This is a genomic window from Anaeromassilibacillus sp. D41t1_190614_C2 (assembly GCF_015558525.1).
Lineage (GTDB): Bacteria > Bacillota > Clostridia > Oscillospirales > Acutalibacteraceae > Anaeromassilibacillus > Anaeromassilibacillus stercoravium.
In genome coordinates, this window is the sequence record NZ_JADMOD010000005.1 from 64151 (window position 1) to 79575 (window position 15425).

The 15425-nt window shown below is 58.3% G+C and carries 16 protein-coding genes; 7 read left to right on the forward strand and 9 right to left on the reverse strand.

The genetic code is table 11. From position 1 onward, the window contains the following. Positions 1-132: 132 nt before the first annotated feature. Positions 133-468 carry a helix-turn-helix domain-containing protein gene (locus tag I2G69_RS06035; protein WP_195560408.1) on the reverse strand — a complete coding sequence of 112 codons (336 nt, stop codon included), beginning with the start codon at positions 466-468 and terminating at the stop codon, positions 133-135. 153 nt (positions 469-621) lie between these two features. Between I2G69_RS06035 and I2G69_RS06040 the strand changes: the two genes are divergently transcribed. The 4 genes from I2G69_RS06040 (at position 622) to spoVAD (ending at position 2802) form a co-directional block, all read left to right on the forward strand. Beyond that, positions 622-834 carry a helix-turn-helix domain-containing protein gene (locus I2G69_RS06040; RefSeq protein ID WP_243254873.1) on the forward strand — a complete coding sequence of 71 codons (213 nt, stop codon included), beginning with the start codon at positions 622-624 and terminating at the stop codon, positions 832-834. Beyond that, positions 835-1062, forward strand: a complete 228-nt coding sequence (locus tag I2G69_RS14190; protein ID WP_243254859.1) for a hypothetical protein — start codon at positions 835-837, stop codon at positions 1060-1062. Between the two features lie 293 nt (positions 1063-1355). Beyond that, on the forward strand, positions 1356-1769 hold the full coding sequence (gene spoVAC / locus I2G69_RS06050; RefSeq protein WP_087231689.1) for a stage V sporulation protein AC: 414 nt from the start codon (positions 1356-1358) through the stop codon (positions 1767-1769). A 13-nt stretch (positions 1770-1782) separates the two neighbouring features. Next, entirely contained in the window at positions 1783-2802 is a 1020-nt protein-coding gene (gene spoVAD / locus I2G69_RS06055; RefSeq protein ID WP_087231171.1) for a stage V sporulation protein AD, read from the forward strand. A gap of 99 nt (positions 2803-2901) precedes the next feature. Here spoVAD and I2G69_RS06060 read toward each other — a convergent pair whose 3' ends face one another. From I2G69_RS06060 to I2G69_RS06080, 5 genes are all read right to left on the reverse strand, one after another. Continuing rightward, a complete protein-coding gene (locus tag I2G69_RS06060) occupies positions 2902-4719 on the reverse strand; it encodes a serine hydrolase domain-containing protein (RefSeq protein ID WP_195560410.1) in 1818 nt (605 codons plus the stop codon). 6 nt (positions 4720-4725) lie between these two features. After that, positions 4726-5205: a hypothetical protein gene (locus tag I2G69_RS06065; RefSeq protein WP_195560411.1), complete on the reverse strand. Its 480-nt coding sequence runs from the start codon at positions 5203-5205 to the stop codon at positions 4726-4728. Positions 5206-5246: 41 nt separating this feature from the next. Beyond that, the gene (locus I2G69_RS06070) at positions 5247-6506 is read right to left on the reverse strand and encodes a competence/damage-inducible protein A (protein ID WP_191395847.1); all 1260 of its coding nucleotides are present in this window, start codon (positions 6504-6506) and stop codon (positions 5247-5249) included. A gap of 118 nt (positions 6507-6624) precedes the next feature. Continuing rightward, positions 6625-7803: a tRNA uracil 4-sulfurtransferase ThiI gene (thiI, locus tag I2G69_RS06075; protein WP_195451168.1), complete on the reverse strand. Its 1179-nt coding sequence runs from the start codon at positions 7801-7803 to the stop codon at positions 6625-6627. A 17-nt stretch (positions 7804-7820) separates the two neighbouring features. Continuing rightward, positions 7821-8948 (reverse strand): cysteine desulfurase family protein, encoded by a 1128-nt coding sequence (locus I2G69_RS06080; RefSeq protein ID WP_242969642.1) that lies wholly within the window; start codon positions 8946-8948, stop codon positions 7821-7823. A 254-nt stretch (positions 8949-9202) separates the two neighbouring features. On the opposite strand from I2G69_RS06080, the gene I2G69_RS06085 reads away from it, so the two are divergent. Beyond that, a complete protein-coding gene (locus I2G69_RS06085; protein WP_087231152.1) occupies positions 9203-9613 on the forward strand; it encodes a Fur family transcriptional regulator in 411 nt (136 codons plus the stop codon). Beyond that, positions 9603-10172 (forward strand): GNAT family N-acetyltransferase, encoded by a 570-nt coding sequence (locus tag I2G69_RS06090; RefSeq protein ID WP_195560412.1) that lies wholly within the window; start codon positions 9603-9605, stop codon positions 10170-10172. The genes I2G69_RS06085 and I2G69_RS06090 overlap by 11 nt, the downstream gene beginning before the upstream one ends. 600 nt (positions 10173-10772) lie before the next feature. On the opposite strand, the gene I2G69_RS06095 is transcribed toward I2G69_RS06090, so the two are convergent. Genes I2G69_RS06095 through I2G69_RS06105 form a run of 3 tightly spaced genes read right to left on the reverse strand, consistent with a single transcriptional unit; the run spans position 10773 to position 13218 of the window. Continuing rightward, the gene (locus I2G69_RS06095) at positions 10773-10967 is read right to left on the reverse strand and encodes a hypothetical protein (protein WP_087231147.1); all 195 of its coding nucleotides are present in this window, start codon (positions 10965-10967) and stop codon (positions 10773-10775) included. Further along, on the reverse strand, positions 10964-12094 hold the full coding sequence (locus tag I2G69_RS06100) for an MGDG synthase family glycosyltransferase (protein WP_191395850.1): 1131 nt from the start codon (positions 12092-12094) through the stop codon (positions 10964-10966). The genes I2G69_RS06095 and I2G69_RS06100 overlap by 4 nt, the downstream gene beginning before the upstream one ends. Continuing rightward, complete coding sequence (locus tag I2G69_RS06105) at positions 12091-13218, reverse strand: MGDG synthase family glycosyltransferase (RefSeq protein WP_191395851.1); 1128 nt, start codon at positions 13216-13218, stop codon at positions 12091-12093. Before I2G69_RS06105 ends, I2G69_RS06100 begins: the two co-directional genes overlap by 4 nt. A gap of 408 nt (positions 13219-13626) precedes the next feature. On the opposite strand from I2G69_RS06105, the gene I2G69_RS06110 reads away from it, so the two are divergent. After that, the gene (locus I2G69_RS06110) at positions 13627-15399 is read left to right on the forward strand and encodes a VanW family protein (RefSeq protein WP_195560413.1); all 1773 of its coding nucleotides are present in this window, start codon (positions 13627-13629) and stop codon (positions 15397-15399) included. Positions 15400-15425: the final 26 nt, after the last annotated feature.

A 15425-nucleotide genomic window follows, 5' to 3' on the forward strand; every position in this document is an offset into this window, starting at 1 on the left:
AAGGTTTTTAGCAAGCATGTTAAAACAATTGTCCTGTATAAAAATGTTGAATCTCTTAATAGGAAAATCTTTCTTCCAAAAATACACCTATAGTGTATAAGAATATCGTAAACTAAGCTGGAAGCTATACGGCTAATCCGTTTCACCCAATCGCGCTTTCAAGGCGCGAATCACATCCAGCAAATAGAGCTGCTCCTTTTTGGGAAGCCCCTTGATCTCTTGTAACAGCTCGGAAAGAATAGCCATGTCTCCCTGTGGCTGGCAGGGATCGGGCTCTCTTCCCACAAGGGTATCCAGAGAGATATGCAGCGCATCCGCAATCAAAACCGCATTCCGAATCGTAGGGCTTTTCTTTCCGCTGATATAGTCGGACATCAAAGACGAGCGGATGCCGGTCAGCCTGCATAAGTCCGCTTGCCGCATATTCCGATTCTTTAACAATGCCTGAAGGCTTTCCGCAAAATTCATTTTATCATCTCCAATGTGATCGTAACATTTGCGAGCAGGGAAGTCAATGATTCTATTGACTTACTAACTATTGAGAGTATAATAAACAGGAGAGTACTCACTAAAGAGAGTAAAGAAGGTTTATAGATGGTATACCCAAATATACGGGCAGAAATGAAACGGTGCAATTTAACAATCAAAGAGCTTGCGCAATATTTGGGTCTATCCTCTGTCAGCGTAAGTTTAAAACTCCGTGGGAAGCGGGAATTTACACTTTCAGAGATCGAAAAGATTGCGGATTTATTTTGCTGTTCCCTCGATTATCTGGTTGGGCACACAGTAAAACGATGTCCACAGGCACGCTTTGAGGAAAAGGGGATGGTTTGAATGATTCGATGCGACAAACAAGGAATCCATGACCTTTATCTGCAAATGGCGCGGCTGGACCGTTACGTCGCGCGCCAGCCATCCCATATCGATTCTTTCCATGCCCTGCATGTTTGGCGGGAGCTGGAGCATGTGCAAAAGGAAGCCCTGCGCCTGCGAATTTCCCTTTTAGAAGATGAACACGTTGATTATTTGTGCGGGGATGGGAAAGACCATCCATACCTATAATCAAGACAGCTGCTAAAACCTGCTGCAAATAGATCAGACTATAGACGCGCCTCTTCCGGTGAAAAGCCGAAAGAGGCGCATGTTTATTTATATGCAAAATAAAAGCAACAGGATCGTTCAAACAACTTTCGCTCCCGCCGCCGAACCAGCGCATCCCTTTCGGTCCATGAAAACCCACGCCCACAGGGAATGCGGTATAAAACCGCGCCAAAAGGCCAAAATAGGAGGTAAATAGAACAAAAAGGATGTGAGCGGATTTGGACATCAAAGTCACCAGAACCGAATACCAGCAAATGGCCGAAACTGTTTCGCCGAAGTCAAAGGTACTGCGCAATTGCGTGATGGCCTTTCTGGTCGGCGGGGCGATCTGTGCCCTGGGGCAGGCGCTTACCACGCTGTTTTTGTCGTTTGATCTGCCGGAAAAGACAGCCAAGGCGTTTGTCTCCATCTCCCTGATCGCCTTGAGCGCCATTATGACCGGCCTAAAAGTCTACGACAAGATTGCAAAGCACGCCGGGGCGGGCACGCTGGTGCCGATCACCGGCTTTGCGAATTCGATTGTCTCCCCTGCGATGGAGTTCAAAAGCGAAGGCTATATCATGGGCATCGGCGCAAAGATGTTTTCCATCGCCGGGCCGGTGCTGGTCTACGGCACATGCGCCTCCATCATCTATGGGCTGATCCTCTTCCTCTTTAAGATGTACTGAAAGGGGTGCTTCCATGCCGACCAGAATCGGAAAATATACGCTGCAATTGGACAAAGCCCCCGGCATTTTGGGATTCGCCTCTGTTGCAGGCAAGAAGGAGAAGGAGGGGCCGCTGGGCGCCTTCTTTGACGTGAGCCACACCGACAACACCCTGGGGGACGTGAGCTGGGAAAAAGCGGAAAGCCAGCTGCAAACCGAGGCGGTGCAGACAGCGCTCAAAAAGGCCGCGCTGGAGGGCAAAGACGTGGATTATATCCTCGCAGGCGACCTGCTAAACCAGTGCATTTCCTCAACCTTCGGCCTACGCAGCCTGGGAATCCCCTTTCTTGGCCAATACGGGGCCTGCTCCACCATGGCTCAAACCCTGGGCCTGGCGTCCCTGTTTGTGGAAACCGGGATCGCGCGGCGGGCCGTGGCTGTGACCTCCTCGCATTTCTGCTCCGCGGAGCGGCAGTTCCGTTTCCCGCTGGAATACGGCGGGCAGCGCACCCCGACCGCCCAGTGGACCGCGACCGCGGCTGGTTCTGTCGTCGTCGGGGCGCACGGGCGCGGGGAGGTGAAAATCAACGCCGTAACCTTTGGGCGCATCGCAGACCTTGGCATCAAGGACGCCAACAACATGGGCGCAGCGATGGCGCCCGCCGCCGCGCAGACACTGCACGACTATCTGACCGACACCGGCGCCTCCCCCTCGGACTACGACCTGATCCTCACCGGCGACCTCGGCGCGGTCGGCTGCGAGCTGATGGACGAGATTCTGGAAAAGGACGGCATCGACATCCGGGAAATTCACAACGATTGCGGCCTGATGATCTACGAACGCCAGGCGCAGGACGTCCACGCCGGCGGTTCCGGCTGCGGGTGCTCCGCCGCGGTGCTGTGCTCGATCATCCTGCGGCAGCTTTCCTCCGGGGAGCTCAAAAAGGTGCTCTTCATCGGCACCGGCGCATTGATGTCCACCACATCCTCGCAGCAGGGCGAGAGCATCCCCGGCATCGCGCACTTGGTGTTCCTCGAGTCCCAGGCAAAATAACAGGAATCATCGCATTTTATCCGAATAGTTTAAAGAAGTCCTCTGGCATCCGATTGGTTTCCAGAGGACTTCTTTCCTTAAAACAAAACGGGCGGCCACTCACGGCCTCACCCGCGTGGCCTTCACCCGTGGGCGCGAAACCTGCGCGACGCGTTCGTCCAAGCGCTGCTGCCCCACGGTATCCATAAAGAGTTTATTCAGGCTGTTCTGGTTCTCCCTGCCGCCCACCAGGGAAAAGAGCACCTCAAGCGAAGCTTCCACACTCGGCAGCTCGTCGAAGCGGATCAACATCCGCTCCGGACTATAGAGGATAAACTTCATAATCCGGACGCTCGGGGTCTCTGTGAAACAGATAAAGACCTTCAACACCGGGCGGTCGTCCTCGTCCGTCGTCAGGCGCGCCGTGCTGCCGACCGCATAGATCTCGCCGTTCAGGGTCACGCAGCCCTTGCGCGGGGTCCCGTCCATCCCCGCCACAATGAGGTTGGTCTCCGTGCCATCCTCCACGATCAGCCGGCATTCGCCGGGGGAAAATTCCATGCTGATTTTGGAAATGTTGGCGCCGAAATTGTTGGTGGTCCCCTGCAAGATCAAGGGCATCAGGGCGGCGGAGCTGCTTTCCAACTGATACTGACGGCCGTTGAGCTTGCGCAGCTCCGGTGGGACCGTTGGCACAACCTGCTTTTCCGGGAACACACGCCGCCACACACGGCTCCAAGTGGAAAGACGCTTTGGCTTTGGGGCGGTTTCCCGGATGGCATAGAGGTTCCCCAGGGCGTTGCGCAGCGAACGCAGGGCACGGATGTCGTTTGGCAGCGGATCGTCCGAGAGTTCCTTTGCCGCATCGCCAAAGTATTTTTCCACGATCAGGCAGGTCTCGTCCGCAAAGAGGCTTGGGCTGCCCCCGGTCATCGCAATGACCATATCGCGCTCCGGCAGGACGATCACATATTGCCCCAACATGCCGTTGAACTGATAGGCGCCCCTGGCCCCAAAGCTCCAAATCTGGTAGCCGTATCCCTTGGAGTAGTCGCCCTCGCGGGTGGGCGTGTCCATTTTGGTGGATTCGATCACCCAGTCCTCCGGCAAAAGCTGCTTTTCTTTGCCATCCACCATCCACCGGCCGCGCTGCAAATAAAACTGCCCCAGTTTGGCCATGTCCACGGTGCGCAGCCAGAGACCCCAGCCGCCTTTTTCAATCCCCATGGGGCACACGTCCCAACTCACATTGTGAATCCCCAGGGGGCCAAACAGGCGCGGCGTCAGGTATTCCACCAGGCCCATCCCCGTTTTCTTGCAGAGGATGGCGCTGAGCAAATACGTATTTAAGCTGTTGTAACTGAATTCCGTCCCCGGCTCAAATGAGCAGTCCGACTGCAAAATGGCGCGGACCCAATCCTTTTCCACCACGGAATGGACCTCGTTGAATTTTAAGCCGGAGGTCATATTGAGCAGATGGCGCACCGTGATGTTGTTGATGCGCGGGCTGCGGAACAGCACATTTTTATCCGGGAAATATCCGGCCGCTTTGTCGTCGAGGGTGAGCAGCCCTTCCTGGACGGCAAACCCTACCGCCATGCTCACCACGCTCTTGGAGAGCGAGAACATCATATGCGGATAGCTGCCGGAATACGGCTTCCAGCTCCCCTCCGCGACGATCTTCCCATGGCGGAGCACCATCGCGCTGTGCACATGGATGGATGGGCAGGCATCCAGCTCTTCAAAAAAGTGCTGGAGATGGGCGCTTGGTATGCCCTCGTGTTCCGGGATGGAACGCATCAGGCCGCCCGAATCGGCGTTGGGGATATTTTTGTGCTTCTGCGGCACAAACGGATACGGGTTGATGTGCTGCAAGTCGCCGCGGAACAGCTTTAGCAACAGGTCTACGACCTTCATCTGGGAACGCAAATCCATCATAGGACATCACCTCGTAAAGAAGGGCTCGATCAACGCCTCGTAGTCGACCTCCTTCGGGGAAGGGACCGGCGTCAGGCCAAATTTTTCCACCAGACGCCGCTGGGTGCCGGGCAGTTGAATCCGCAGCTCTTCCGGCAGGTCCGGCAAAAGGACAATCGTCTGCGTCTGGCTCTCCAGCAGATAGCCGCAGGCGTCGAAACCCGTCAGGCGGCGCACATGTTTGGGTTCGCCCTGTTCGTCCAGCGGCACATGCAGCGCCTGGAACACGGTGTCCGCGCAGAGCAGCCGCCCGCCTTCCACCGCGCTCACCAGATAAATCAAGGGGTACTTTTTCAGGAAAGAGGCCAATGCGCGGCACAAGCCCTCCCTGCGTGCGCTCGCATTGACGCCCTGCAGGGCAACCCGCAGGTTTGCCGCCGCTTTGCGCACCTCCTGCTCACACAGGGATGTCCGGCGCGCCTGAAAAAACAGCAGTCCAGCATCCATCGTTTTTCCCTCCGTTTCTTTGAAGTAAATCGGGACGCGGCTTACACCGCGTGTCCTTCCACCGGCAGCCCCGCCAGGTACCGCCGCACCATATCGAGCGCATAGTGCGCCGCGCGGTCGCGCACCCACGTGCGGTTCTTGACGCGGCCCGGCGGGTCCATCCGCCGCACCCAGGTGTGCGTCCCATCGCTCAATGCCATATAGACCAGGCCGACCGGCTTTTCCGGCGTTCCGCCGCCGGGCCCGGCGAGGCCCGTAATCCCAAGCCCCAAGCTGGCCCCGGCTTTTTTCCGCACGCCTTCGGCCATGGCGCGCGCCACCGGCTCGCTCACCGCGCCATACGCGGGGAACAGCTCCTCCGGCACGCCCAGCAACATGCTCTTGACGTCGTTGGAATAGGTCACCGCGCCCATCTCAAACACCTCGGATGCGCCTGGCACGTCCGTCAGGCGCTTGGCGACCAGGCCGCCGGTGCAGGATTCGGCAGTGGCCAAGTGCAGCCCCTTTTCTTGCAGGCCATGCACCACCACTTCCTCCAGGCTCTCCACGTCCACGCCGTAAACGAATTCGCCTAGGCGCACACAGACCTCCCGCACCACCGGTTCGCATAGAGCGGCGGCTTTCTGTTCCGTCCCGGCCTTGGCCGTTATGCGGACAAACATCTCGTTCTCTTTGGCATACGTCGCCGCGGTCGGGTTGGCCCCTTCGGTCAGATCGCGGATCTTTTCCTCCGCCGCGCCCTCCCCAATGCCAAACACGCGCACCATCCGGGAGACGATGACCGCCTGTTCCCGCTGCGCCAGATACGGCACCGCATAGCGCTTGAGCATCAGCTCCATCTCGGACGGCGGGCCGGGCAGCATGATGACCACCTTGCCCGTGTCCGTCTCCAAGCCGCAGCCCGGCGCCGTGCCCGCATCGTTCGGGAAGACCGTGCACCCCTTGGGCAGCATGGCCTGTTTGTATTGGTTTTCCCCGCAGTAGCGCCCTTTAAAATAGGTCTCGATGCGCTGGCGGCTCTCCTCATGCAAAACGAGCTCCACACCCGCCGCCTCCGCGATGGTCTCCTTGGTCAGGTCGTCCCCTGTGGGGCCAAGCCCGCCGGTGGTGATCACGACGTCGCTGCGCGAGAGCGCTTCGCGCAATGCGGCGCGCAGGCGCTCTGCGTTGTCGCCCACCGTGCAGGAAAAGAGCAGGTCGATCCCCAGCGCGGAAAGCTCGCGTGCAATGATGGTGGTGTCCGTATTGACCGTATGGCCCAAAAGCAATTCGGTGCCCACAGAGATAATTTCCGCATTCATTCCGATGTAACCTCCTCACGGTAACGCTTCACAATTTCCAAATGTGTATGCAAAATTCCAGATCCATTTTCTCGCTCATCCGCGGGCAAGAGTGCGCCGCGGCACCCACTTGATTTCCTCAACGATACGCCGTAATCTTCCGGAAGGTCGTGCGGTTCACGCAGTCCTCCAAAAGCGCTTCGCTGTCCAATGCGGATTCCGCCTCCAAGAGCTTTTCCATCTCCGGGCGGGTGCGCGGATGCTTCGGCGTAAAGACCGTGCAGCAATCCTCGTATGGCTGGATGGAGAGGTCGTATGTGTCGATTTTGCGCGCCATTGCGACGATTTCGCTCTTGTCCGTGCCGATCAGCGGGCGGAACACCGGCATCATCGCGGCCGCGTCCGTGCAGACGATCGCCTGCAGCGTCTGGCTGGCCACCTGCCCCAGGCTCTCGCCGGTAATCAGCGCGGAACAGCCCTCCTTGCGCGCAATGCGCTCCGCGGCGCGCATCATAAAGCGCCGCATAATCAAGGTGAAGTACTCCTCGGGGCATTTGTCCCGGATCTCCTCCTGAATCCTCGTAAACGGCACCGTAAACATAAACATCCGGCCCGCATATTCGCTGACCTTTTGCAGCAGGTCGACCACCTTCTGCTCCGCGCGCTCACTGGTGTAGGGCGGGCTGGCGAAGTGGACAGCCGTCAATTCCAGGCCGCGCCGGGCCATCTGCCAGGCAGCCACAGGGCTGTCGATGCCGCCGCTGATGAGGATCGCCGCCTTGCCGCCCGTCCCCACCGGGATGCCGCCCGCGCCGGGCAGCGCTTTCCCATGGATATACGCGCCGAAGTCGCGGACCTCCACCCGCACCTCCAGGTCGGGGTTGTGCACGTCGACGTGCAGGTTGGGGAACTGCTGCAACAGGTATTCGCCCACCGCCGCGGAGATCTCGGGCGATTTCAGCGGGAAATGTTTATCGGAGCGTTTGCTCTCCACTTTAAAGCTGGAGATGGTGCTCAACTGGTCGCGCAGGTAGTCCGCCGCGGTCTTCAGGATGCTGTCCATGTTCTTCTCCGCCATGCACGCGCGGGAGAAGGCGATCACGCCGAACACCTTCCCCACGCGCTCCGCCGCAGCTCCCAAGTCGATGCCATCCTCCAGGGGCTCCACATAGATGGTGGACTGCGCCTCGCGGATATCAAATTTCCCCAACGGTTCCAAACGCCGGCGCAGGTTACGGATCAGGGCGAACTCAAAGCTCTGGCGGTTCAGCCCCTTTAATACAATTTCACCCAATTTGATCAAAATAATCTCTTTCATCTTACAAATCCTTACTTTTATTTTTTGACAGCCAAACTGGCCATGCCCTCGCGCACCCCTTCGATGAGGGCGTCCACGTCTTCCAGCGTATTAAACCGGGAAAAGCTGACCCGCAGGGCCGATTGAATCCGCTCTTTGGGCAGCTGCATGGCCTCCAACACCGGGCTCTGCTTCCCCTTGGAGCAGGCGGACCCGGACGACACGTAGACGCCCCGCGCCGCCAGGAAATGGAGCATGGTCTCCGCGCGGACCGCGCCCGCGCTGAAATTGACGATATAGGGCAGCGCGTCCTCCGGCGAATTGAGCGCTACGCCGGGCAGCGCGCGCAATTTTTCCCGGCAGGCCGCGGCAAGCTCCTGCGCGTGCTTCAAGCTCTCGCCCACCGCCGGGAGCGCCTCCACCGCCGCGCCAAAACCGCCGATGGCGGGCAGCGCCTCCGTGCCGGGCCGTATCCCGCGCTCCTGCCCGCCCCCAAAGGAGTGCGGCTGAATCCGGATGCCCTTGCGCACATACAGCGCGCCCACGCCCTTGGGCCCGTGAATTTTGTGCGCGCTGATGCTCATCAGGTCGATCTTTTTCCGCTCCGGCTTGGTATCGAGCTTGCCAAACGCCTGCACCGCATCCACATGGAGCAGGGCCGGCGCTTTCTTCAGCGCGATGGCGCGCGCCGCCGCCTCAATGGGCAGGATGGTCCCCACCTCATTGTTGACCGCCATCATGCTGACCAGCGTGGTGTCGGGCCGGACCGCCTCCAGGACAGCCTCCGGCGCGATATGGCCCTCGCGGTCGGGCTGGAGCCAAGTGACCTCCCAGCCCTCCTTTTCCAGCTGGCGCACGGCATTCGCCACGGACGGGTGCTCGATCTGCGTGGTGACGATATGCATCCCCATGCGCTTCCGGGCATATGCGGCGCCAAAAATGGCCAGGTTGTTGCTCTCCGTCCCGCCGGAGGTAAAGAACACCTCTTCCTCCTTCGCGCCCAGCGCCGCAGCCACGCTCCGGCGCGCCTGGGTCAACGCTTGTTCCGCGCGAAAGCCCAACGCGTGCAGGGAGGAAGGGTTTCCGTAATTTTCCGTCATCAGTTCCATCACCTTGGCGGCCGCCGTCTCGCATACGCGGGTGGTGGAGGAATTGTCGAGATACACTTCGTTCAAGGGGCAGGACCTCCGATATGTCTATTCATAAGTCCCTATTATACACCATCCCGGCAGTCTGGGCAACGCGCGCCATTGCAATTTTGGATTTTCTGTTTATAATAAGAAGCAGCGAATCCAGAGAAAACGGGGACACCCCCCGGCCTTTTGCCGGGGGTTCCGGCGCACGCCGGAACGCTGGCGCGGCAACGCGCCAGCTGCGTCCCCGCCCTCCCGTTCCATCCAATCTTGAAAGGAGCGCCGCTATGAAAAACACCAAACAACGCGAAGCCATGCTGTGCGTCCTGCGCCAGAGCACCGACCCGCTGAGTGCGGAGGACATCTTTGCACAGATGAAGGCGGCGTTTCCATCCCTGGCGCTGTCCACCATCTACCGCAACCTGGAGCGCTTCGCCGCGGACGCGCTGGTCGAACGCAGCGACTTTGGCGACGGCGTGGTGCGGTATTCGCTGGCGCGGGAGCAGCACGGCCATTACCTGGTCTGTACCGGATGCCACGCCAAAATCAAGCTCTGCGACTGCCCGCTCTCCGGCATGGAGCGGACCATCGCGGAGGAGACCGGCTTCACCGTGGAAAGCCACACATTGACGATCTACGGCAAATGCCCGAAATGCGCCAAAAAGCCGGAGACAGGAGGGACGTCCCATGGAATTTGAACTGCGCCCCTGGCGGATGGAGGACGCCGAAACGATCGCCCGCTACGCCAACAACCCCAAAATCGCCGCCAACCTGCGCGACGCCTTCCCCCACCCCTATACCCAGCGGGATGCGGAAACGTTTATCCAAAGCTGCCTGGACGCGGACCCCGCCCGGTGCTACTTCCGCGCGATCGCGGTGAATGGGGAGGCGGTTGGCAGCATCAGCCTTTCCATCGGAGAGGATATTTCCTCTAAATCGGCGGAGCTCGGCTACTGGCTGGCGGAGCCGTACTGGGGGCAGGGGATTATGCCGGAGGCAGTCCGGCAGATCTGCGGCTTTGCCTTCCAAACCTATGGCCTTGCGCGCATCTTCGCCGTGCCGTTCGCCTATAACCTCGCCTCCCGCCGCGTCTTGGAAAAGGCAGGATTCCAGCAGGAAGGTCTTATGCGGAACAGCGTCTACAAGCGCGGCATGCTCTACGATTCCTATTTATATGCGCGGACGAGCGAAGACGGACCCGCGCATGATCCAGACCGGACCGACCGGGAAGAGCATGCTTCCGGCAGGCTGAAATGAGGCATCCCTGTTCACAGGCTTTGTAATATTTTTTAAGGCAGAGCGGCAAATCGGATTTTTATGATGGCGGGGAGAAAACATCGTATGGTCGATTTTATGATTGATTTTATCGCAGAGTTTATAGCGAGTCTGATCGAATGGCTGGCAACGCCTTGGGTGGATAAGATGAATAAAAAATGGAAACGCAGAAAAAAATAGGTGGATTTCCATGACCAAGCGTACACCGTGAAAATCCATCACGACGCGGAAGGGAGGCCGAAGCATATTCGCCTTCCCTTTTTCTATGCGCATAGGCAGAAAGGCGCGGCTTTCCAGGGCCAAGGGAGAAAGCCTGTGAGAAATTGACTTTGCGATAAAGATGGAGCGCCGTTTGACCGCACCAAATAAATCCATCTATACTTGGGTATGGATTTTAGTCCCCAGGAACACAAACTGGAATGAAGAAAAAATCAAACGGCTGCTGTCCGGAGGATTCCCCCAAAACAGCAGCCGTTGCTTTCTGTTGCGTTATGAACGTCCCTACAATGCCGTGCCAGACGCCGCTGGCAAGAGGTACGCCCGAGCGGGCAAGCCACGCCGGATGGCGTTCCAACCCGTTCCCTATCGTTTTGTGGATGTATCGTTCCCTGTAGCGCGGACGCTTTTATAGATCATGTAGGCAATAAAGGCCAGCAATACCGCGTCCAGGCCGATCATCGGGCCATTCCCGTCCATGATCTCAAACACCATCAGCACCAGGACGGCGATCCCTAAGATGCAGTAGCCCAACAGGCCGATTCGAAATTTTGGTTTCAAGTTGACTCCCTCTTCCCATTCGTTAATTCCTGTAGCAAAGACAGGATGTTTTGACAGCAATCCGATTTATCGAACGCTTTGCACGCGGCGCGCATATCCGCCAAGCGGCGCGGGTCCTGCAAGAGGGACCGCACCATAAACGCACAGCTCGCCCCGCTCTTGAGACGGACGCCCATCCCGTGCGCCTGCAAAAACTGGGCGTTGTCCTCCTCCTGGCCCGGGATCGCGTCGAAGACGGCCATCGGCAGCCCGCTGGCCAGCGCCTCCGAGACGGTCAGCCCGCCGGGCTTGGTGATGAGCAGGTCGGATGCGTGCATATACTTCTGTACCTCGGTGGTAAACTCGACCAGGTGGGTCGGCTTGGAGCTGTTTGGCAGCTCCTTTTGGAACGCCTCGTAAAGCGTTTTATTCTTTCCGGTGATGACGATCACCTGAAACGCCGTGCCCAGCGTCGAAATGTCGCGGTACACGCGGAGGATGTTTTTCACGCCGAAGCTGCCCGCCATAATCAAAACCGTGGGCAGCTCGGGGGATAGGTTCATCCCGCGCAGCAGCGAAGCGCGGTCTTCCTCCTGGTAAAACGCCTCGAAGATTGGAATGCCAAAGGTATGGATTTTTTCCTTGGGCGCGCCCATGCGGATAAATGCATCCCGGAGCCCGTCCTCCGCCACCACGTAGGCATCCACCTGCGGCGCCAGCCACGCCATATGCGGGCCGTAGTCCGTCACCACGTTCACCAGCGGGGCGCTGACCAGCCCCTTCTCTTTCAGGCGCGAGACCATCTGCCCGGCAAAATGGTATGTATCCAGGATGACGTCGGGCCGGAACTCCTCGATCAAGGGCAGGAGCTTCCGGGCGAGCATCCCGTTTACCCGCGGCAGCAGGGCGGCGAATTTGGTATCGCGGTTGGTGCTGCGGTACAGCGTCCCAAAAATCTGCGGGGCGTGCTTCGCGGAAAACTTATATCCGTCGCAGCAAAGCGCGTTCACCGCGCGCCCCACATGCCGGAGCGCGTCCTCCACGCGCACCTCTGCGCCCGGCAGGTGCTCGCGGAAATAGGCCTCCATCGCCTGCGCCGCGCGCTTATGGCCACCGCCCGCCGAGGCGTATAGCAACAAGATTCTCATAGCGCTTTCTCCTTTCCTGTGAGCGAGCGGATGAGCCAGAGGATGTTTTCCCCCGATTTGGATTTGTCAAAGCGCTCGCACGAAGAACGCATGTCCTCCAACCGGCGGTTGTCCGCCAAAACAATGCGGATGGTCTTGCCGCAGCTCTCCCCAGCCCGGATGCGCACCGCCATATTGTGGGAGAGCAGGAACTGTGCGTTGTCCTCCTCCTGCCCCGGGATCGCGTCGAACACCGCCAGGGGGATGTCGCACGCCAGCGCCTCGGAAACCGTCAACCCGCCGGGCTTTGTCACCAGCAGGTCCGCGGCGTGCATGTATTTTTCCACCTCATCCGTGAAATAGATCAGCTTCGTCCGGCGCTTGCTCTTGGCCAGCTCCACGGCAAACGCCTCATAGAGCTTTTGATTTTTGCCCGTGATCACAATGATCTGAAACACAATGTCCTGCGCCGCGATCTCCCGGTAAATATCCATAATACCCGACACCCCAAAGCTGCCCGCCATGAATAAGATGGTGGGCACGCCCGGTTCCAGCCCCATCTCCTGGAGCAGCGCGGCCTTGTTTTCCTTGCTGAAAAACACATTGTCCACCGGGATGCCGAACGGGTAGATGATGTCCCGTGGGGCGCCCATCTCCACCATCTCGGGGAGCATGTCCTCATTGCTCACCACATAGGCGTCCACCCGCGGCGCAATCCAGGCGCGGTGCGGGCCGTAGTCCGTCATCAGGCAGATCAGCGGCGCCTGCACCAGCCCCTTTTCCTTTAAATGGGAGATCATCTCCGTGGCAAAGGGGTGGGTGGATAGGATCAGATCCGGCTCCTGTTCCCGAAGCATGGGCAGCAGGCGCAGGCCGAGAAGCCCGCTGAAGTGCGTCATCAGCGTGTTGAGCACGCTTTCTTCGTTTGTTGCGCGGTATAGTTGTCCAAAGACCTTTGGCGTTTTGGTCGCCAGGAAGCGGTAACCGTCGCAGCACGTTTTATCCAACAGGGACCCCACGCACTTGAGCGCATCCACCACCTCGACGCGCCAGGACGGTTCATGCTCCCGCAGGCATGTCTGTACCGCCCGGGCGGCGCGCAGATGCCCCCCTCCCGTTGCGGCAGATAGAATCAATACCTTCACAAAGACCCTCCTTTGGCATTGGAAAAATCCTTTTTCCGCAAATTTATCCTGCCTTGGACGATTTCGACAACTCTTTTGATTTCATTATTATATCATATATTCAGGGCGATTCAACACGAACCACGAAATCTTCTCCATCCGCTACAAAAGGAGGCATCCTTGGAAAGGGCCGCTTGCAAAAATATCCCGATATCTCTGCGCTACCCCTTAAAAAACAACGATTATGCCTGTAAAAAGGCAAATGGCAAGTAAACCGCCAGGAATTGGCGTGATTAATGATAAAGCTGTAACTTTACTTTTATTCAAAAAAGTTATATCATACTATTGAATCCGCAGGATTGAGTGGCGGCGTATGCAAAAATTAGCAGCGGCCTGCAAAGGCCTGTAATAGAGATAGGGAGGCACCAAATGAGCGGCAAAAGATATTACAGACAGCAAGACAGCGGACGCGACATCTATTCTGGTGCGTCCAAGACAAACCATAAACGGCTATGGATCATCGGGGGCTGTGTTCTGGCAGCCGTCGTGGTGGTCTGTGCAGTCGGCGCCGGCATCAAAATGCTCGGTGATCCACAGGTTTCCTCCGAGGAACCGGGCGTGGAACAAACGGCGGAGCGCACCACTTTCCCGAAAGGGATTGTGGTCGAGGGGATTGACCTCGAGGGCATGACCCTGGAGGAGGCCACCGCTGCGGTCAAGGCCGTGGAACCGTCCTTGAGCACCTGCAACATCACCCTCACCTCCGGCGATAAGAGCTGGACATTGACCAACTCCAATTTTACCTACACATACAATACGGATGAGGTGCTGCAAGAGGCCTTCGAATACGGCAAACAGGCCGGCGAAGATCTTCTCTCCTCATTGGAGACGCAGCCCAAAACATATGAGATCACCGCAACGCCCGACACCACCAACCTCAAGGAAACCTTGACCACGCTCACCCAGGAGGTCAACCAGGCGGCAAAGGACGCCACCGTTAAATCGTTCGACGCTGCGAGCGAAACCTTTACGTTTGAAGAGGGGCAGAACGGTGTAACGGTCAATATCGACGAACTTACCCAGCAGGTCGAAGCCCTGCTACAGGAAGGCGGGACCGGCACGGTCGAAGTGCCTGTCACCGAAACAGCATACCAGGTGTCCGCAGCAGACCTCAAAGCCAATATGAAAAAGCTGGGTACCTACAGCACCGTGTCCACCAACACCAGCAACGGGAACACCAACATGCGGCTCGCGTTGGAAGCGGTCAACGGCACCTGCATCCCGGCGGGCGGCACCTTTGACTACTGGCAGGTGGTCGGGAATACGACCCCTGAAAAGGGATATAAGCAGGCGAACGCCATCATCAACGGCAAGTTTGTCCCGTCCTATGGCGGCGGCGTCTGCCAGACGAGCACCACCATCTATGGCGCCGCCCTGCGGTCCGCCATGGAGATTGTGCAGCGCTCCTCCCACTCGATCAAGGCGACGTATTGCCCCATTGGGCAGGATGCGGCGGTCAGCTATCCGGATTTAAACTTCTCGTTTAAAAACCCCACAAATTACCCTGTGTATATTTCCGCGGGCATGAGCGGAAAAACATTGACTGTCACCATGTATGGGTATCAATCTCCGGACTATGATACCATTGAGATTACCTCCCAGTTGACGGAAACCATCCAGCCCGATTCCACGCCAAAGTACACCGTGGACAATTCCATGGCAAAAGGGACGATGCACTACGACGCCGCGCCGCGGGAAGGATACCGCGCCAGCGCACAGCGCATTTATTACAAAAACGGCCAGGTGGTAAAGACCGAAAAACTTCCGAATTCGTATTACCGCCCTGCGCCGGCCTATTATTCCATCGGGCCGGACACCGACCCGGCAACAGCCGTCCTGGTGGACTATACCGGCAAGCCGGTCAATGGCACGGCTTCCAGCAATGAGACGTCGTCTTCGTCGACGCCGGAAACCACCACGCCGCCCGCTTCCTCCACGCCGGAGACCACCACACCGCCTGCGACCAACAGCGAACCGGAAACCACTACGCCGCCCACAACGGAGCAGCCGGCAGATTCCTCTTCGGAACAGCCGCCCGCCACAACGGATGGGACGGTGGTCCCCACCGTGCCGGACAGCGGCGCCGAAACCTCGGCCGATGTGCAGCCGGACCCGGAAGCGCCCATCACACCCGTCGGCTAATCCCGTACGGGGCAACCTGAAATCAA